The sequence below is a fragment of the Rhodococcus sp. P4_F5 genome (genome assembly GCF_056401315.1).
Window position 1 is genome coordinate 36,091 of the sequence record NZ_JBFUJP010000031.1, and the last position, 19,079, is coordinate 55,169.

A 19,079-nucleotide genomic window follows, 5' to 3' on the forward strand; every position below is an offset into this window, starting at 1 on the left:
ACGGCGCCGTGGTGTTGCGGCGTCGTCAGGGGGCGGCGGGGGGAGTGGCCTTGGCGATCAACTCGGTGAGGAACCGCCGGGCCGCGGTCGCGGCCCCCTCGACGTCCCCGCCGACCACGGCCCGCACCAGCTCGTCGTGTTCGGCCTCGTAGGAGTGTGACGCCGCCACCGGACCGAGGTTGATGGTGTGCTCGATGGCGGGCAGCAGCGAGTCGTAGAACTCGAGGTAGACCTCGTTGTGGCTGGCGGCCACGATCGCCCGGTGCAGGGCCAGGTCGGCCGCGACCGCGTCGCGGCCGGCGTCGCCGGTGGCCGCCTCGGGATTGCGCCACAACTCGTTTCGGGTCGCCAGCAGCTCGCGCAGGTTCGCGACGTCGGCGTCGTCGCGGCGCCGGGCGGCCAGCGCGGCCGCCGTCACGTCGAGGGCCTGGCGCAGCTCGAGTACGTCCCGTTCGTGCGCCGACGCGAAGTACTTCGCCAGCGTGCCGCCGAGGTCGCTGGTGCCGATGACGTAGGTTCCCGAGCCCTGCCGGCGCTCGAGCATCCCCGCGTGCACCAGTGCCTGGACGGCCTCGCGGACCGTGTTGCGCCCGGTCCCGGTCAGCTCGGCCAGTTCCGGTTCGGTCGGGATCCGGGACCCGACCGGCCAGGCGCCGGCGGTGATCTCGTCGCGCAACTGGTCGGTGACCTGGGCGATGAGGCTGGTTCGGCGAACGGGTTGCACGATTCCCTCTCCGTCGGGTGGTGGTGGCCGCATCTTAACCCGGTTGCACGGCATCATCGGGTCATCCTATGATTTTGGACGACGTACCGAGACAGAGAAGAGTGGGTGTGTGATGACGGTGGCGACCGAGCAGCGGCGGACGATTCCGAAGCGGGCGCTGGTCGCCGGACGGCTGACCGTCCTCGTCGCAATCGTGCTCTCCGCGCTCACCCTGCGCACCGCGGTCACCTCGCTCACCCCGCTGCTCGACCAGATCAGCGCCGAGATCGGATTCGGCTCCACCGTCGTCGGTGTCTTCGGCATGCTGCCCACCGCGCTGTTCGCGGTCGCGGGCCTGTGCACGCCCCGGCTGGCGCTGCGATTCGGACTCGAGCGGGTGGCCCTGGCATCGGTGGTGATGACCGGAGTGGGCATCGCCACCAGGTCCGCGATGTCCGACACCTGGTCGCTGCTGGCTCTCTCGGCGTTGGCGCTCGGCGGCATGGGCATCGGCAACGTGGTGATCCCGCCGCTGGTCAAGCGGTACTTCTCCGACCGGGTCGCGATGATGAGCACCATCTACATCACCTGCGTGCAGGTCGGGACCGTGCTGCCCGCACTGGTGGCGGTGCCGGTCGCCGAAGCGCAGGGCTGGCGGTTCTCGCTCGGCATGTGGTCGCTGATCGCCTTCGCGGCCGTCGTCCCGTGGATCTCGATCGTCGTCTCACGCCGCGGCCACGACCGCCTCGACACCAGTGCCGAGTACGTCGCGAACCCGGCCGAGCCGCACGGGCAGGCCTGGCGTTCGCCGGTGGCCTGGGGGATGGCCGGCATGTTCGGCATGACCTCGCTGATCACGTACTCCCTGTTCACCTGGGTGCCGAAGATCCTCACCGAGGCCGGGGCGAGCGCCGGTTTCGGCGGCACCATGGTCGGACTGTTCGCCGCGGTCGGGTTCATCTCCGCAATCGGTGCGCCCGCGCTGTGCGCGCGGATCGCGAACCCGTACCCCGTCGTGGTGGGCTGCGCGGTGTTCTACCTGATCGGCTTCGCCGGGCTGCTCTTCGCCCCGATGGGGGCGCCGGTGCTGTGGATCCTCTTGGTCGGCCTGGGGCCGAGCACCTTCCCGATGTCGCTGACCCTGATCAACCTGCGCACCCGTACCGGCGCCGGCTCCGCCGCGCTGTCCGGTTTCACCCAGGGCCTCGGTTATGCCGTCGCCTGCCTGGGGCCGCTGCTGTTCGGAGTGCTGCACGACGTCACCGGTGGCTGGGCGTGGCCGTTCGGCCTGTTGCTCGGTGCCGTCGCGGTGATCCTGGTGTCGGGGTACGTGGCGTGCAAGCCGCGTTACCTGGAGGATTCCTGGGGTCCGGCCACGGCCCGGTAACACCGGTTCACATCCGGTAACACCCCGTTTACCTGCGGGTTTGTTCTCACCGCAGGCGCCGGAGCCGGGTGAGCGCAAGTTCACTGCCGAGTCACGGTCGGCAGCACCGGGGCAACATCTCGCTCGTAGTGTCGGGTCTCCCACGCCATCGAGGAGGCCCTGTGACCGCCGAGAACCTGCTCTCCCGCAACCACTACATCCCGCACTGGGACGCCGAGGACACCGAAGCCTGGGAGTCCGGCGGGAAGGAGATCGCCCGCCGCAACCTGATCTGGTCGGTGATCGCCGAGCACGTCGGTTTCTCGGTCTGGTCCATCTGGTCGGTGATGGTGCTCTTCATGCCCGCCGACGTGTACGGCATCGACCCCGCCGGGAAGTTCTTCCTGGTGGCCGTCCCGACCCTGGTCGGTTCGCTGATGCGGATCCCGTACACCGTCGCGACGGCTCGGTTCGGTGGTCGCAACTGGACGGTCTTCAGCGCGCTGGTGCTCCTCGTCCCGCTGCTCGCCACCCTCTACCTGATGCTCAACCCGGGCTACTCCTACACGGTGTTCCTGCTGGTCGCGGCGCTGGCGGGGGTCGGCGGCGGTAACTTCGCCTCCTCGATGACCAACATCAACGCCTTCTACCCGCAGCGGCTCAAGGGCTGGGCACTCGGGCTCAACGCGGGCGGCGGCAACATCGGGGTGCCGGTGATCCAGCTGGTCGGTCTGCTCGTCATCGCGACCGTCGGCAACACCGCCCCGTGGATCGTGTGCGCCGTCTACCTGGTGTTCTGCGGTGTCGCGGCCGTCGGTGCCGCGCTGTACATGGACAACCTCGGCGGTCAGACCGCGGACCTGCGGGCCATGGGACGGGCCCTGAAGTTCCGGGACTCGTGGATCATCTCGTTCCTGTACATCGGCACGTTCGGGTCGTTCATCGGGTTCTCCTTCGCCTTCGGCCAGGTGCTGCAGATCAACTTCCTCGCCGGCGGGGACACCCCGGCGCAGGCCGCCCTGCACGCCGCGCAGATCGCGTTCATCGGCCCGCTGCTCGGTTCGATCGCCCGGCCCCTCGGCGGCGCCCTCGCCGACCGCATCGGCGGCGGCAAGATCACCCTCTACACCTTCGGTGCGATGGCACTGGCGGCCTCGGTGCTGGTCGCGGCGGGCACCGTCGACGACGCGACCGCCGGTGCCGCCAGCGGGCCGGTGATGGTGACGCTGGTGCTCGGTTTCATCGCCCTGTTCCTGCTGTCCGGGCTGGGCAACGGCTCGGTGTACAAGATGATCCCCTCGATCTTCGAGGCCAAGGCGCAGTCGCGCGGCGACCTCGACAAGGCGGGCCGGGCGGCCTGGTCGCGCACCATGTCCGGCGCGCTGATCGGCTTCGCCGGCGCGATCGGCGGACTCGGCGGCGTCGGCATCAACCTGGTGCTGCGGGCGTCCTACAACAGCCCCGCGAAGTCCGCGACCATGGCGTTCTGGGTGTTCCTCGGCTTCTACGTGGTGTGTCTGGCCGTCACGTGGGCGGTGTTCCTGCGCCGCCCGAGTCGGGCCGCGGACGCCGCCGACGACGACGACCGCGCCGCGGTCCTGGTCTGAGCAGGAGCGCCCGTGACCATCGCAGACCCGGCGGGCACCGGGCACACAGCACAGCATTCGATCGACCGGGAGGACGCGGCATGAACAGCAAGTCGGTAGTGGTGGTCGGGCACGGAATGGTGGGGCACCGGTTCGTCGAGGCGCTCCGTGCGCGGGACGACGCGGGGCAGTGGCGGGTGACCGTGCTGTGCGAGGAGCGCCTGCCCGCCTACGACCGGGTGGGGCTCTCGTCCTACGTCGGGTCCTGGGACGCAAAGGAACTCGCGCTCGCCGGCAACGACTACCCGGGCGACGTCCTGGTCGACCTGCGGGTCGGCGAGTCCGCGGCGTCGATCGACAGGGCCGCGCGCACGGTCACCACCACGACGGGCGAGGTGCTGGCCTACGACTCGCTGGTGATGGCCACCGGCTCCTACCCCTTCGTGCCGCCGGTCCCCGGACACGACCTGGACGGCTGCTTCGTCTACCGCACCCTGGACGACCTGGACGGCATCCGGGAGCGGGCCGAGCAGGGCGGCCCGGGCGCGGTGGGAGTCGTGGTCGGCGGTGGCCTGCTGGGGCTGGAGGCCGCCAATGCGCTCAAGCTGATGGGGATGACCCCGCACGTGGTCGAGTACAACCCGCGACTGATGCCGGCCCAGGTGGACGAGGGCGGCGGCGCGCTGCTCGAACGGCTGGTCACCGCCCTCGGCCTGGTCGTGCACACCGGCGTGTCGACCTCGTCGATCACCGAAGGGCCCGAAGGGATCTCGGTCGAACTGTCCGACGGCTCGGTACTCGAGGCGGCCGTGCTGGTGTTCTCGGCGGGGGTCCGCCCCCGCGACCAGCTGGCCCGCGAGGCCGGCCTGGACGTCGCCGAACGCGGCGGCATCCTCACCGACCTCGGCTGCCGCACCTCCGACCCGGACGTGTACGCGATAGGTGAGTGCGCCGCCGTCGAGGGACGCTGCTACGGGCTGGTGGCGCCGGGCTACACCACCGCCGAGATCGTCGCCGACCGCCTGCTCGGCGGCGCGGCCGAGTTCCCGGGGGCGGACCTGTCCACCAAGCTCAAGCTCATGGGCGTCGACGTCGCCAGCTTCGGTGATGCGCACGGGCAGACGCCCGGCGCGCTCGCGGTGGTGCTCAGCGACGCGGCCAAGGGGACCTACGCCAAGCTGGTGGTCTCCGACGACGCCAAGACGCTGCTCGGCGGCATCCTGGTCGGCGACGCGTCCGCGTACTCGTCGCTGCGGCCACTGGTCGGCCGGGAACTGACCGGCGATCCGGCCGCCCTGATCTCGCCGGCCGGCGAGAAGCCCGGTGCCGGAGCGCTTCCCGACGACGCCGAGGTGTGCTCGTGCAACGGCGTCACGAAGGGCACGATCTGCGGTGCGATCGCCGACGGCGCCTGCGACATCGCGGCGGTGAAGGCCTGCACCAACGCCGGCACCACCTGCGGCGGCTGCCTGCCGACGGTGAAGGCACTGCTGGCGTCGTCCGGGGTGGTGATGTCGAAGGCACTCTGCGAGCACTTCGAGCAGTCCCGGGCCGAGCTGTTCCAGATCGTCCAGGCCACCGGAACCCGCACCTTCTCCGCGTTGATCGCCAAGTACGGCAAGGGCTCCGGCTGCGACATCTGCAAGCCGGTGGTGGCGTCGATCCTGGCCTCCACCGACTCCGACCACATCCTGCACCGCAGTCAGGCGTCGTTGCAGGACACCAACGACCACTTCCTGGCCAACATCCAGCGCAACGGCACCTACTCGGTGGTGCCGCGGATGCCGGGCGGCGAGTGCACGCCGGAGCAGCTCATCGTGATCGGCGAGGTGGCCCGTGACTTCGGGCTGTACACCAAGGTCACCGGTGGCCAGCGGATCGACCTGTTCGGCGCCCGCGTCGAGCAGCTGCCGGCGATCTGGAAGCGCCTGGTGGACGCCGGCATGGAGTCCGGTCAGGCGTACGGCAAGTCGCTGCGCACCGTGAAGAGCTGCGTCGGGTCCACCTGGTGCCGGTACGGCGTGCAGGACTCGGTCGGGATGGCTGTGAACCTGGAGAACCGCTACCGCGGTCTGCGGTCGCCGCACAAGCTGAAGTTCGGGGTGTCGGGCTGTGCCCGCGAGTGCGCGGAGGCGCGGGGCAAGGACGTCGGCGTCATCGCCACCGAGAACGGCTGGAACCTCTACGTCGGCGGCAACGGAGGCCAGTCCCCGAAGCACGCCCAGTTGCTGGCCGGCGGGCTCGACGACGAGACCCTGGTCCGCTACATCGACCGGTACCTGATGTTCTACATCCGCACCGCCGACCGGCTCCAGCGCACCGCGCCGTGGGTCGAGGCCCTCGACGGCGGCCTCGACCACCTCAAGGCCGTGGTGTGCGAGGACAGCCTCGGGATCGCCGCGGAGCTCGAGGCGGCCATGGCCAAGCACGTCGACGGCTACCGGGACGAGTGGGCGGGGGTGCTCGACGACCCGGAGAAGCTCTCCCGGTTCGTGTCCTTCGTCAACGCGCCGGACGAGGCGGACCCCACGGTCGCGTTCGACGACTCCGGCGCCCGGAAGGTCCCGGTGCTGATCGGGATGCCCGCGGTCCCGGCGGCTGCGCCGGCCGTGCCCGTCGAGCTGTAGGCCCCTCAGCTGTGTCCGGCACCCCAACGAAGTGGTGCCGGGCACTCCTTACGGAGCGGGAATGCCGACTTAACGCCGAGGAAACACCCCCCAACTAGAAATAGGGCCGGGACAAGGGAGGACCGTCATGACCGAGATCGACATCAACACCCACCGCATGACCGGCGCCGGACGCGAGAGCGTGCACGACGGCCGGCTCGAGTGGACCTCGGCCTGTCCGTTGAGTCGGCTGATCCCCGGACTCGGGGTCGCCGTGCTGCTGCGCGGCCGCGAGCAGGTGGCGCTGTTCCTGCTCGAGGACGGCAGCCTGCACGCGGTGGGGAACATCGATCCGTACGGCCGGGCCGCGGTGATGTCGCGAGGCCTGGTCGGGGACCGGGCCGGCGAACCGATCGTGGTCTCGCCGCTGCTCAAGCAGGCGTTCTCGCTGGTCGACGGCCGCTGCATGGACGAGCCGTCGGTGCGGTTGCCGGTCTACGACGTGCGGGTCTGGGCAGGGGTGGTGCAGGTGCACAGCTCGCTGCAGGCAGATGGCTCCCTGCATGCACCCGGCGTCCTGGTGTCCGGGGCGGGCGCGGCGTGAGCGTTGCGAACACCGGTGATCCGCTGCGCGGGTTCACGATCGGGGTGACCGCAGCGCGGCGTTCCGAGGAGTTCACCACCCTGTTGACCCGACGCGGGGCGAACGTGGTGCTCGCCCCCGCGATCCGGATCATCCCGCTCGTCGACGACGCGGAACTCGAGCGCGTCACGCAGGACCTGATCGACAACCCGCCGGAGATCGCGATCGCCACCACCGGGATCGGGTTCCGCGGATGGATGGAGGCCGCGGAGGGCTGGGGCAGCGCGGAGGACCTGCGCGGCGCGCTGTCCTCGTCGCGGCTGCTGGCCAGGGGGCCGAAGGCGACGGGCGCGATCCGGGCCGCCGGCCTGCGGGAGGAGTGGTCGCCGGCCTCCGAGTCCTCGGCCGAGGTCATCGACCACCTGCTGGCGGAGGGAATCGAGGGCCGGCGGATCGCGGTACAGATGCACGGCGCCGCCACCGAGTGGGAGCCGCTGCCGGACCTGTGCGAGGTGCTCCGGATCGCCGGCGCCCACGTGGTGCCGGTGCCGGTGTACCGGTGGACCCCGCCCGACGACCAGACCGCGATGGACCGGCTGATCGAGCTGACGGCGGCCGGGGGACTCGACGCGGTCAGCTTCACCAGCGCACCCGCGGTGGCGTCGATGCTGATGCGCGCCAAGGAGATCGGCCTGATCAACCCGTTGCTCCAGGCGTTCGGCGGTCCGGTGCTGGCGGTCTGCGTCGGACCGGTCACGGCGGCGCCGCTCGAGGCCCTCGGTGTCTCCACCACGATGCCGGGCCGGGCCCGACTGGGGTCGCTGGCCCGGCACATCGCCGAGGAACTGCCGCGTCGGTCGGTGACGCTCCAGGCGGCAGGTCACTCGCTGGCGGTGCGCGGCGGCTGCGTCCTGGTCGACGGCGAGGTCCGGCCGCTGCCGCCCGCGGCCATGGCCCTGACCCGCACCCTGACCCGGGTCCCCGGTCGGGTGGTCACCCGGGAGGAACTGCTGTCCGTGCTGCCCGGTGGCGGCGAGGACACCCACGCGGTGGAGACGGCGATCGCGCGACTGCGGGCCGGGCTCGGTGCCCCGAAGATGGTGCAGACCATAGTCAAACGCGGCTACCGGCTGGCGCTGGACACCGCCGACTGTGCCCACGCGGACCCCTGCGACGAGGCGGGCGGGAACGACGACGGGCCGCAGGCGTGAGCGCGCCGTCGCTCGTGCTGGTGGCGCACGGCACCCGCAGTACCCGCGGTGTCGACATGGTCGCCGCGCTCGCGGACGAGGTGTCGTCCGCGGTGGGGACCACCCGCGTCGCGTTCGTGGACGTGCTCGGTCCGTCGCCCGCGGAGGTGCTGCGGGACCTCGACGGGCCCGCCGTCGTGGTGCCGGCGTTCCTGGCGTCCGGCTACCACGTGCACACCGACGTGCCGCGCGAGGTCGCGGACTCCGGGCACCCCGACGTCCGGGTCACCGCCGCGCTGGGTCCCGACCGGGTGCTGGCGCGGGTGCTCCGCCAACGGCTCCGCGAGGCGGGCTGGCGGCCGGGCGACGCGGTGGTGCTTGCCGCCGCGGGCTCCTCGGACCCGCGCGCGCTCGCGGACGTGCGCCGCGGCGCCGCGCTGCTGGCCGAGCTGGTCGAGGACCGCGTCCACATCGGCTACGTCGCGACGGCGCAGCCGCGGGTACCGGACGTGGTGCGGCGGCTGCGGGCCGGCGGCCACCGTCGGGTGTTCGTGGCGTCGTACCTGTTGGCGGACGGGCTCTTTCACCGGAGGCTGGGTGAGGCCGGCGCCGACGGGGTGGCGCAGCCGCTCGGGGTGCACCCGGACCTGGTGCGCCTGCTCGTGGACCGCTACCGCGGAGCCGCGCAGTCGACGCACGAAGGCCGCGTCAGCGGGGCAGCGTCAGTAGTTCGGCGTGACCGCCGTCGGGTGTTCCCGGTTCGATGACCGCGAGGGCGTCGGCCCCGATCAGGCCGGCGAGGTGCGCGGTCCGGACGCCGGCGACGGCTCGCCAGCGGCCGTCCGCCAGCCGGGTGACCGGCACCAGGCGGGCGACGTCCGCGCCGACCTCCGCCGCGTTGACCACCGCCCCGGTGACCACGGGCGGACGCGGCACGCCGGTCAGCGCGGCGACCAGGGTCGGCGTCATCGCCAGCAGCGTCACGACGGCCGCGTAGGGGTTGCCGGGCAGGCCCAGCACCACCCGGCCGTCGGGCAGCGTCGCCACCACCTGCGACCCACCGGGACGGCAGCGCACCCGGCCCACCAGCGTGCGGGCGCCCCGTCGGTCCAGGGCCAGACGCAGGTGGTCGGCGGCGCCGCCCCCGGTCGCGCCGACGATCACCACCAGGTGCTCGGCGGTGTCGGGCCCGGTCGACGGGGCCAGCAGTTCGTCGAAGCCGCCGGCGGTGTCACGCAGGTGGGCCTCGGTGGCGGTGTGTACCCCGCACCAGGACAGGAACTGCGGCATCAGCGGGCCGAGCGAGTCCCGGGTCTGCCCTCGACGCAGCGGGCCGTCGCGGCGGATCTCGTCCCCGCTGACCACAATTCGTGCCCGCGCCGGACCGCGGACCGCGAGCTCGCCGACCTCGGCGCTCAGCGCCACCGAGGCCAGCGCGGGGGTGACCGTCGTGCCGGCCGGGGCCAGCTCGTCACCCTTGTGCCAGTCCTCGCCGCGTCGGCGGGTGTCGTCGCGGACCGGGGCGTCGGGCCTGCGGCGCAAGGTGGTGCCTGTGGCGTCGGCGTGCTCGTCGCGCAGCACCGCGTCGGCGCCGGTCGGCAGGTGGGCGCCGGTGGCGATGCGTACCGCGTGTCCGTCCGGTAGCTCGAGCTCGTCCTCGGATCCGGCGTACCGGATCATCGGGTCGAGTTGCCAAGGTCCGGAACCGGATACGGCGTAACCGTCCATGGCGGAGAGGGCGAGGCGGGGGAGCGGAGCGGCCGCGGTCAGGGGTCGGGCGAGCGCGCCGCCCAGCGCCCGTACCGGGGCGAGCGTGCGCACGGTCAGCATGTCGACCCCGCGGTGCACGCGAGCGCGGGCCTCGTCGAGGCTCAGCGCGGTGGCGGAACCGCCCGCCAGGGGGCCGGTGCTGCGAGCCCGCGCCCGGGCCAGGTCCGCGTCGGTGTCGCAGTCGGAGATGCCCGACATGAGCACCGTCGCATGGTTTTTGGGGACCAGTACCTTCATCGGCTGGTTGGCGGGCCCGTCGGCACCGAGGGCACGCAGTCGGGCCGCCAGCACGTCCACGCGCCAGAGCCCCAGCAGGAACTGCACCCGGCCGGACTCGTCCACGGCGAACGCCGCGTCCGCGGTGGGATCCGAGACCAGGGCGGCGGCGAGGGTGGCGATCGCCGCGGGGGTGATGAACGGGAGGTCGGCGGCCAGGACGACGACCAGCTCGGCATCACCGAGTTCGGCCAGGCCCGCGGCAACCGCCGCGACCGGGCCGGACCCCGGCGGCGACTCCTGCGTCTGCCGGACGGCGGGGGCGAGGCCGGCGCGGCGCGGGCCGACCACCACCGCGGCGCTCGCGTCGGCCACGGCGTCCAGGGCGGTGTCGAGCATGGACCGCCCGGCGACCTCGATCGAGGGCTTGTCGACGCCGCCCATCCGGCTGCCGGAGCCGCCCGCTAGGACGATCGCGTCAAATCTCGCCTGGCCGTCGGTCATCAGTCCATGCTCGCACGCGGGGAATGCGGACACCCGGTAGGACGTCGGGGCGGATCACACAGTCAGGGACCGGGCCGCGTTCTCCACGATCGCCGTGAGCTCGCTGTCGTCCTGCGGTGCCATCGCGAGCGTGGGCGCCCAGCCCTCGGCGCGGCGGACCCCGACGTTGCGGGCGGCGAGCTTGTAGACGCCGAAGGCGGTCGGTCGGCTCAGGTCTCGTCGCAGGACGGCCGCGGTGAGGGCGGTGTTGGCGAGGGTGGCCAGGGTGATCATCCGGGTGCGGTAGTGCTGGGAGTCCCGGACCTGGGCGCCGTGCACGTGGGTGAGCGCACGATCGGCGAAATGCACGCCGGCGAGCAGGGAGTCGATGATCCCGCGCAGGGGCGCGTCCGAGGCGATCTGCAGGTACCGGTGCGGCTCGAGCATCGCGTCGACCGCCGCCGTCACGGCCCCGCACTGCGAGTGCCCGATGACCGTGAACAGCTGCACGCTCGGCAGGTGTTCGGCCGCGTAGTGCAGGCTGCCCCGGCAGTCGGACCCGGGGACGTTGCCCGCGACCCGCACCACGAACAGGTCGTTGGCCGCGCGACCGAGGGTCAGCTCGATCGGCACGCGGGCGTCCGAGCAGCTCAGCACGGCAGCGAACGGACGCTGGGTCAGGATGCCGTCCGTGTCGTCGTGCGCGATGCCGAAAGCCTCTCGGTCGACGTGAAATTCGATCGATTCCGCGCCCACCCGGGAAAAGGCCGCGCTGCCCCGTTCGAGCAGCGCGACGGCCTCCTCGGCCGTGGTCGGTGGCGCGGACCGTGAGGCACTCGGGCCCTGGACCCACCGGATCTGGATGGCTGCATCGGTATGGGGCGACGGCGTCGGCATGGGACGAGTGTAGGAAGCCGGGTGCGCCGGAGGTCTGCTCGACTGCGGAAGAACCTTGGGAGTCTCAGTGGTGGTAGGAGTCGAGCATCGCCTGCGGCAGCGGCTGCTCCATCACCACCTGGGACCCGTCCCAGGTGTAGTCGACCGCGGCGGGCCCACCGGCGGGACAGCAGTTCGGTTCGTCCTCGGCGAGCCACCGGTACTCGACCGTGACGGTGTCGCCGGTCGTGCCCGCGACGTGGGTGAAGGAGTACGGCTCGGCGGTCGCGGTGCCGAGGTAGCGGCCGTCGTGGAAGAACAGGACGTGGCGCGGTGAGCTGGCGGTGCCGGCCTCCACGTCCGCCACCGCCCACAACAGGTCGGGGCAGGAGCCCAGCGGGTCCTCGGACGCGGCGCCGACGATCCAGCCATAAGGCGCCTGGTCCAGGCCGGCGACGGCGTCGCGCACTCCCGTCGAGTCCGGGTCCAGGCATCGGCCCTGTCCACTGATGGTGTCGGCGGTGGGCTGGTTCGTCGTGGCGGCGTCGGTGTCCTCGGTTTCGGTGTCCTCGGTTGTGGGGGTGGATTGTGTTGTCGAGGGCTCCGACTCGATCGCCTGTGTCTCGGACGACACTGTCTCGGACGACAGTGTCTCGGACGGTTGTGCTGAGGCCTGCGCCGCCGAGGTCTGGGCGGTCGGCGTGGGTGGCTCGGTGTCGCCTCCGCAGGCGGTGGCTGCCGCGGCGATCAGCGCCGCGCAGACAACGGCAGTCACAGTCGGTGTTCTCATGCACGCCCCCTCGGGAGGTAGTAGCGATGGCGGGTTCGCGGGCGAACGGGCCTGTCGCGAACCGCGAGCGGCCCTCGTGGGGTGTGTCGGCGCCGGGTCGGGACGTGTTACCCGTAACGCCGCTCGAGAATCCGGCGAAAGGGACTCTGACGCCCGGGCTCGCGGGCCGGGCGCGAGGAGCGGGGGACTGATGGGTGAGCTGGACGGGCAAGCCAGGCGGGTCGGCTGGGTGGACGCGCTGGTGGTGGTCGCGGTGGTGGCAGTCGGCGTGATCGTCGCCGGTCTGCTGCACGATCCGGGTGCGTCGTCCTCGGCGGAGGACGAGGCGTCGCCGGTGTCGAGGGTGACCCCGACCGTCGTCTATCCCGTCGAGATTCCGGGCTGCGAGCGGGTGGAGCCGCCGTCGGGTGGCAAGGGATTCATGGTCGGGTACGCGGGCGAGCAGAGCTACGACAACCCGAGCTACCCGTGGTTCAACGGGCCCAAGGCCACCGCCATGTCCGACGCCCTGCGGTCCGCGCTGCCGGACACCGTCCGTCTCGAGTTTGCGGGCCCGAGCGAGTCGTTGTGGTTCCAGCCGATCCCAGTGTTCACCTCCGAACTGCCCGAGGGAGTGAGAGCGGAAGACATCGGCGGCTCGACGTCGGCGCAGGGACTGCTCACCCGTGGCGCCGCCGCCGGGATGCTCGATGTCCGGGTGCGCCAGTCGACTCCTGAGATACCGGAATGCGTTGCCGGCCAACTCGACCGCCGGACCACGTTTCCGGACGGCACCGTGGTGGACTCACGGGACACCTGGAACGAGTACGGAGGCAACCGGAACCTGGTCCGCCGGGTGACCGCGCACCTGCCCGACGGCACATTTGTCGACGCGTCGGCCGGCGACGAGAACTGGGCGGAGCCGGTGCAGGCGAGGCGGAACAGCGGAACTGTGCCGCTGACCGTCGACGAGCTCACCGCCCTCGCCACTACGCCTGGACTGCGGGTCACCGCGCCCGTCCCGGCCGGCACGGCGCAGCCGCCGGCGGAGTGCCGCGCTGGTGTCGACGCCGGCACGCCACTGAGCCGAGAGACCGTGCAGCGACTGAACGCCGCGCTCGACGAGGTGTGGCGTGAGCACGCGCCGACAGGGGTGAGCCTCGACCGTCGGCTCGGGTCGCTGCAGCTGTCCACCTACAACCGGTCCAGCGTCTGCGAGGAATTGGGTGTGAGCGGCCCGGATGGATCCGGCCGGCTCCTGGTCTCGATCAGTGGTCGCCACCAGCTTCCCGTCGAGCCGCAGGAGCCGAGTGACCGGCGCCGCACCACCTTCACTGCCCTGCCGGACGGCTCGGTGCTCACCCGAACCGAGCCCGGCATCGTCACCGTCACCCGGCCGTCCGGGACTCGGGTCCAGGTCAGCCTCGACGACGCGGCGCCGGGGACGGTATTGACACTGGACCAGTTGCAGGAAATTGCCACCGCGCCGGGGCTGGAACTCTGATTTCGGGTAAACCAAGGTTCGCGGCCAGGAGTGCTGACAGGCCCCACCCTTGATGCAGTGCAGACCGGTTGTGGGTGAGTGTTCAGGCCTGTGCCTGGTCAGGTTCGGTGGATCTCGCGCCGGTTGTGGGCCGGCCGCGGTCTTCGCAACGGGTCCACCCAGGCGGGTGGGGTGAACCAAGGAAATCCGTCTGATTCGACCTTCACCGCCCAGTGGTTCCTGTGAATGATCGTGTGGTGCTTCTTGCAGAGCAGCACCAGGTTCGCCAGCGCGGTCGGACCGCCATCGGACCAGTGGACGATGGGGGCACCTCCCTGCACGAAGTGCTTGGGGGAGGATGGGCTTCGGTCCAGGCCGCGGGGCGTCCGCAGCCGGGGAAGGCACAGCCGCAGTCCCTTGCGACCAGGGCCTTGCGGAGTCGCGGCGAGATGATCCGGGTGGTGTGGCCGACGTCGAGTGGGTTGCCGTTCCGGTCGACGAAGATCGGGGTGACCTGGGCGTCGCAGGAGATGCGGGCGGCGATGGCGGCGGAGACGGGRCCTGCCCAGGGCATGCTGGCGTGGCGGCGTCGGCGGTAGTGCCGAGGGGGCCTGACGTCGGCGCAGCCGCCGTAGCTCTTTCTGCCTGTGGGTCCGGTTGCGTTGTCGGAGTGGTACTCCCAGCCGTTGCGGTCCCAGGCCCCGGTCGCGGGTGTCGGCACGGTCGCGGAGACCGCGTCCTTGAGTGCGTCGACGTCGATGGTGACGGTGACGTGGGGTCGTTCGCCGCCTTCGATCGGTCCGCGTTCGTTGTCGAGGTGTCCTCGGATGATCTGGGTGAAGGCGTCGGCGTTGCGCTTGGAGGCGGTGCGGGGGTCGCGGATGGGGTTGCCGTCGTCGTCGGTGCTCGGGTGTGGCTTGGACAGTCCGGAGAGGGCGGTCTGGAGGGCCTCGCCGGACTCGGCGTCGAAGGTGCCCTTGACGAGCACCCGACCGCCCAGGGTGGCGCTGGCGTGAAACTCGTTGAGTTCGGGGTTTTCTGCGTCGGACGGCAGGTCGCTGTCGCGCTCGAACAGTATTTCCATTTCGCGTGCCCGGGCGCGCAGCTGTGTGGGGTCTTCGACCTGGGCGGCGATGAGTAGGTAGGCCTCGCAGTCGTCTGGGCGTCCGGTCTCGGGGTCGGGATGGTCCCAGTCGGTTTCGGTGGGTTCGATGTCGAGGTCGCGGGTGAGTTTCGCGAGGCGGTCCAGGAAGTTGACGATCACCTGGACGTGGCCGAGTTCGATCCGTCCGTCGTCCAGTACCTCGGCCGCATGCGGGTGCAACGGCAGTTCGCGGGAGAGGCGGACGATCTGGGCGGCGTGGGCGCGGTGCATCCGGGTGGCGCCGGCGAGCCAGGCGGTGGTGTCCGCGGCACCGGCGTGTTCGGGCAGGCATTTTTGATCCGCCTCGTGCACGAGTCGAACGAGGAGCGCGTCGCGTCTGCGCATGTCCTGAACCAGCTCGGGTACCGCGGCGAGGATCTCGGTCTCGTCGAGTCGCCATGCCTCGATCCCGGCGGGGTCGGTGAGCATGGCGTCGAGTTTCATACGTCGAATTCTACTCGCACGTGCATTCGATTTCTAGTGTATTCATGCTGGTCAAAAGGTGTGCGAATCGGAAGTGTTCCTGCACGTCCCCGTGAATGATCTTCCGACTTGCATGGCGGCGCGGATTCTCGCCCACACCGGGCGCCTGTCAGATTCGCGAGCGAGGCTGCCTACGCCGCCAGCACCGCCCCGTCGAGGCTGCCGGCGCCGGCAAACATCGCCACCGGCTCGCCGTAGGGGTGACCCGTTCGTCGAGAATTGCCGTCCCCATCGTTGCCGTTACCGAAGCCCGAACGCCCAGCGGTCCCGGCTACGCCTACCGCCACTGGAGCAGGTTTCAACTATGCGATCCTTGGCGCATGGTCTTGGAGCATGCTCTGCTATCCGTCAGGCCTGGTGAGGAAGCCGCCTTCGAGGCTGCCTTTGCGGATGCCAAGGCGATCATTGCGGGCATGTCCGGGTTTGAGCACCTGACCCTGTCGCGATGCCTGGAGCGACGGAGCACGTACCTGCCGCTCGTGCACTGGAAAAGCCTCGAGGACCACACCGAGGGCTTTCGCGGGTCAGTCGAATACCAGCAATGGCGCCGGCTCCTGCACCACTTCTACTCACCATTCCCCAGGGTCGAGCATTTTGAGCAGGTTAAGAGCGCCTGACACTCCCGATCCCTGTCCGGCAAGCGCCACACCACCAGGCGCCATGCGAACAACTGTCGTGCTCGACAGGCACGCCGACATCTCAGTTCATCGAGCGTCAACTGTCGTCAACTGTTCAGCACGCCGCGGCCTCCCAGGCCTGCTTGAGCCGTTCGGCCTCAGCTCTCGCCTGCAGCGTTCCTGCTTCAAAGGCCGGTATCCAATTCGCACGGCTGGCCAGATCGCCGCCGAACGCCCCGATCGACAGCTCGTCGGGGCAAATCAGAAGCGATCTTCCAGGCTGTGCCACCCGGAGTTCGGACTCGAGTTCCGTCGCTGGAAAGAGGTGAGCGAGCGGGTGTACGGCAACCAGAAGCTGCGCTCCGGCTGCCAAGTCGGCATTGGTCGACGAGTGCATCCCGCCATCCATGAAGCGGCGACCACCGATGGTCATCGGTGGATAGAAGCCTGGCGTGGCACGGCTTGCGACGACGGCGTCGGCCAGGGAAGCCTCTCCGAGTCTGTCGAAGACTTCACGCTTGCCCGAGAGAGCATCGACGGCCACAACCAGCAGCGATGTGTCTGGCCATTGCGATGATCCGATCATCCTGTGCATCCGCTCGACATGCACCGGCTCATGCTCTGCGCTCATCTCGAGCGCGATCTGTCCCACACGTCGTCGCGCGACGTCCGGTTCAAGCTCCTTGTCCCCGAATACCGCGAATACTCTGCCCGTCAAACGGGGGTCGACAGGTGGCAGTTGCACGTCGGCAGGAGCCGGTCGTGGGGGTTGGGCCAGCTCGGCTGGGTCTCGCCCGGTGGCGAGCACAGCGGCCACGATCGCGCCTGCCGACGTTCCGACGATCAGATCGGAGTCCGCCAGGTCCACTCCAAGACGTCGCAATCCGCCAGCCATGCCGGCCATCCAGGCAGTGCCGACGACACCGCCCGCGCCAAGTACGACAGAACGAGTTGGAAATTGTTGCATGCCAGCAACATTACTGTTCTCACCCTATGTGATGTCGGCGCATCGCCGCTTGCCGCCGTGGTCTCCGGGACGAGTCACCGGGCCAGTCGAGGCGCCGGTGGGTCCTCGGTGGCGGCGGCATCGTCGGTCGCGTCCGGGACGTCGTCGTGGCGGCCCCGGTGCTCGACCGCGAGCGCCCTCAGCGCGTCGAGCGCCCGCGGCACGTCACCGACGGGTATCAGCAGATGGTCGTGGTGACGGCCGGCGATCACGTTGCAGCTGATCCCGATCCCGGCGAGCCGCCCGCTCACCGCGGCGGTCAACCCCACCGCACCGAGTGCGGAGTGCACCCGCAGGGTGATCCAGCCGGCCTCGAAGTCGTAGGTCCAGCCGCGGATGTCGGCGTCGCGCTTGGTGACGACCAGTGAGAGTCCGTTCTCCTCGGCGACCGTGGCGGCGGCCGTCACGCCGTCGGCCCCACTCGGGTCTGTGAGGAAGACGAACACGAAGGTACCCGCGCGGCGGACCGGATCCATGGTGGCGAGCAGGACGTCGAGGTTGCGTTCGCCGGTCATGGCTCGAGCCTGCCATCTGTACTGTGCGCCGGGCGATTTGGGCGAAATGTGAACGCGAACTGAACAAGTGACCAATAATGTCCCGGCAGGCGTGGTGTGTCTGGCCGCGCGATGCCTCGAGAAGAAGGTGAGTGCCCGACGTATGTGGTCCAAATTCCGATTGACGACGGCTGTGACGGCGCTGCTGTGTGCGGCGACGATGGCAGCGGGCGGGGCGACGGCGGTCGCGGCGCCGGCCGAACCGGGCGACGGCCGGTTGTCGACCAGCACCTCCGGGGCACCGCGCATCGTCGACGACCTCGGTCGGACGGTCCTCCTACGCGGGATCAACGTCAACGGACTCGGCGAGTACTACCAGGAGTTCCCCGACCTCGACCCGACGATGCCGCTCACCGAGGCGGACTTCGCGGGCATCGCGACCCAGGGCTTCAACGTCGTCCGGCTGATCATGAGCTGGTCGCTGATCGAGCCGCAGCGGGGCGTCTTCGACCACTCGTACCTCGACAAGATCGCGCAGGCGACGGAATGGGCGAAGGCGCACGACATCGGCGTCATCCTGGACATGCACCAGGACGCCTGGGGTCCCGCGGTCGCCACGCCGGACGGCGTGAGCTGCCCTGCGCCGCTGGCGACCTCGGTCGGCTGGGACGGTGCCCCGGCCTGGGCTACCGCGACGATGGGCGGTCTGGCGACCTGCCGACTCCCTGACTCGCGCGAGGTGTCGGTGGTGGTGCAGCAGTCGTTCGAGAACTTCTACAACGACGTCAACGGCATCCAGGGCGAGTTCATCAAGTCGTGGGAGTTCGTGGTCAGGCGCTTCGCCGCGGACCCGACCGTGGTCGGATACGACCTGCTCAACGAGCCCAGTCCCGGCCTGTCGGTGGGCATCAACGACTACCTGCGACTCGGCGCGATGTACGACCGACTGATTCCTGCCATTCGGGCCGCCGAGGCATCGGTGCCGGGCGGATTCAGCCACACCGCGTACTTCGAGCCGTCGGTGGCCTCCAGCCTGCTCCCGACACCGGGTCCGGCGACGGGCTCGGTAGGTTCGGCCGGTTCGTCGGGCGAACCCAGGTTCACCTCGGATCCCAACCTGGTCTACGCGCCGCACATCTACAACGAGTCGCTGCCGCTCGCGGTCGGCAGTATCGAGTCGGGCTTTGCCGCTGCGGCGAAGGCGGCGGAAGGCTACGGCGGAACACCGTTCTTCTCGGGTGAGTGGGGCTTCTTCGGTGACGACGCGAGCAACCCGGAGAAGGTCGCCCGGTACGCCGCGCAGGAGGACGCGTACCTGGTCGGCGGCACCTGGTGGCAGTGGAAGCAGGCGTGCGGTGACCCGCACAACGTCCAGCATCGCGATAACCGTCCGGACTGGTGCCAGGCAGGAGAGTTCGGCGAGTACGAGAGCTTCCCGGCGGACAGCCCCATCCGCGCCATCCTGAGCCGGGCCTACCCGCGGGCGGTCCCCGGCGAGCTGACCGCGATCCGCGCCGACGTGCCCAGTGGCGCACTCGAGGTCGAGGGCGTCGCGGACCGGGCCGGGGTGTCGGCGGACCTCTGGGTTCCCGCTCGCTGCGCCGTACCCGAGGTCTCGGGTACCAACATCGGTGCGGGAACGGTCCGCTCGGTCGCCGGCGGTTCGCGGGTCTCGGTGCCCGTGTCCGGCGCAGGGGAGTACAC

General features: G+C 70.5%; 16 protein-coding genes. 9 read left to right on the forward strand and 7 right to left on the reverse strand.

Annotated features, from left to right (window positions below):
- Positions 1–25: 25 nt before the first annotated feature.
- Complete coding sequence (locus tag AC1DU4_RS14265) at positions 26–724, reverse strand: FadR/GntR family transcriptional regulator (protein WP_477840826.1); 699 nt, start codon at positions 722–724, stop codon at positions 26–28.
- Between the two features lie 112 nt (positions 725–836).
- Here AC1DU4_RS14265 and AC1DU4_RS14270 point away from each other — a divergent pair, with 112 nt between their 5' ends.
- The 6 genes from AC1DU4_RS14270 (at position 837) to AC1DU4_RS14295 (ending at position 8,801) form a co-directional block, all read left to right on the forward strand.
- Positions 837–2,090, forward strand: a complete 1,254-nt coding sequence (locus AC1DU4_RS14270) for an MFS transporter (protein ID WP_477840828.1) — start codon at positions 837–839, stop codon at positions 2,088–2,090.
- Positions 2,091–2,251: 161 nt separating this feature from the next.
- Entirely contained in the window at positions 2,252–3,676 is a 1,425-nt protein-coding gene (locus AC1DU4_RS14275; RefSeq protein ID WP_477840830.1) for an MFS transporter, read from the forward strand.
- Positions 3,677–3,756: 80 nt separating this feature from the next.
- Positions 3,757–6,282, forward strand: a complete 2,526-nt coding sequence (gene nirB, locus AC1DU4_RS14280; protein WP_477840832.1) for a nitrite reductase large subunit NirB — start codon at positions 3,757–3,759, stop codon at positions 6,280–6,282.
- Between the two features lie 127 nt (positions 6,283–6,409).
- Complete coding sequence (gene nirD / locus AC1DU4_RS14285; RefSeq protein ID WP_477840834.1) at positions 6,410–6,865, forward strand: nitrite reductase small subunit NirD; 456 nt, start codon at positions 6,410–6,412, stop codon at positions 6,863–6,865.
- Positions 6,862–8,055: a uroporphyrinogen-III synthase gene (locus AC1DU4_RS14290; RefSeq protein WP_477840836.1), complete on the forward strand. Its 1,194-nt coding sequence runs from the start codon at positions 6,862–6,864 to the stop codon at positions 8,053–8,055. The genes nirD and AC1DU4_RS14290 overlap by 4 nt, the downstream gene beginning before the upstream one ends.
- Positions 8,052–8,801: a sirohydrochlorin chelatase gene (locus AC1DU4_RS14295; protein WP_477840838.1), complete on the forward strand. Its 750-nt coding sequence runs from the start codon at positions 8,052–8,054 to the stop codon at positions 8,799–8,801. The genes AC1DU4_RS14290 and AC1DU4_RS14295 overlap by 4 nt, the downstream gene beginning before the upstream one ends.
- Here the strand turns inward: AC1DU4_RS14295 and AC1DU4_RS14300 are convergent.
- From AC1DU4_RS14300 to AC1DU4_RS14310, 3 genes are all read right to left on the reverse strand, one after another.
- The gene (locus AC1DU4_RS14300) at positions 8,743–10,524 is read right to left on the reverse strand and encodes an NTP transferase domain-containing protein (protein ID WP_477840840.1); all 1,782 of its coding nucleotides are present in this window, start codon (positions 10,522–10,524) and stop codon (positions 8,743–8,745) included. The two genes, AC1DU4_RS14295 and AC1DU4_RS14300, sit on opposite strands and share 59 nt — an antisense overlap.
- A gap of 54 nt (positions 10,525–10,578) precedes the next feature.
- Positions 10,579–11,400 carry a carbonic anhydrase gene (locus tag AC1DU4_RS14305; RefSeq protein WP_477840841.1) on the reverse strand — a complete coding sequence of 274 codons (822 nt, stop codon included), beginning with the start codon at positions 11,398–11,400 and terminating at the stop codon, positions 10,579–10,581.
- Between the two features lie 64 nt (positions 11,401–11,464).
- On the reverse strand, positions 11,465–12,154 hold the full coding sequence (locus AC1DU4_RS14310; protein ID WP_477840843.1) for an LppP/LprE family lipoprotein: 690 nt from the start codon (positions 12,152–12,154) through the stop codon (positions 11,465–11,467).
- Between the two features lie 205 nt (positions 12,155–12,359).
- Between AC1DU4_RS14310 and AC1DU4_RS14315 the strand changes: the two genes are divergently transcribed.
- A complete protein-coding gene (locus AC1DU4_RS14315; protein WP_477840845.1) occupies positions 12,360–13,652 on the forward strand; it encodes a hypothetical protein in 1,293 nt (430 codons plus the stop codon).
- Positions 13,653–13,854: 202 nt separating this feature from the next.
- On the opposite strand, the gene AC1DU4_RS14320 is transcribed toward AC1DU4_RS14315, so the two are convergent.
- On the reverse strand, positions 13,855–15,219 hold the full coding sequence (locus AC1DU4_RS14320; protein WP_477840847.1) for a DUF222 domain-containing protein: 1,365 nt from the start codon (positions 15,217–15,219) through the stop codon (positions 13,855–13,857).
- 359 nt (positions 15,220–15,578) lie between these two features.
- On the opposite strand from AC1DU4_RS14320, the gene AC1DU4_RS14325 reads away from it, so the two are divergent.
- Positions 15,579–15,875 carry an antibiotic biosynthesis monooxygenase family protein gene (locus AC1DU4_RS14325; protein WP_477840849.1) on the forward strand — a complete coding sequence of 99 codons (297 nt, stop codon included), beginning with the start codon at positions 15,579–15,581 and terminating at the stop codon, positions 15,873–15,875.
- Between the two features lie 115 nt (positions 15,876–15,990).
- Here AC1DU4_RS14325 and AC1DU4_RS14330 read toward each other — a convergent pair whose 3' ends face one another.
- Both AC1DU4_RS14330 and AC1DU4_RS14335 read right to left on the reverse strand, forming a co-directional pair.
- Complete coding sequence (locus AC1DU4_RS14330; RefSeq protein WP_477840851.1) at positions 15,991–16,842, reverse strand: patatin-like phospholipase family protein; 852 nt, start codon at positions 16,840–16,842, stop codon at positions 15,991–15,993.
- Positions 16,843–16,916: 74 nt separating this feature from the next.
- The gene (locus AC1DU4_RS14335; RefSeq protein WP_477840853.1) at positions 16,917–17,396 is read right to left on the reverse strand and encodes an ACT domain-containing protein; all 480 of its coding nucleotides are present in this window, start codon (positions 17,394–17,396) and stop codon (positions 16,917–16,919) included.
- Between the two features lie 160 nt (positions 17,397–17,556).
- Here AC1DU4_RS14335 and AC1DU4_RS14340 point away from each other — a divergent pair.
- On the forward strand, positions 17,557–19,079 hold a 1,523-nt coding region (locus AC1DU4_RS14340; protein ID WP_477840855.1), incomplete at its 3' end, for a glycoside hydrolase family 5 protein.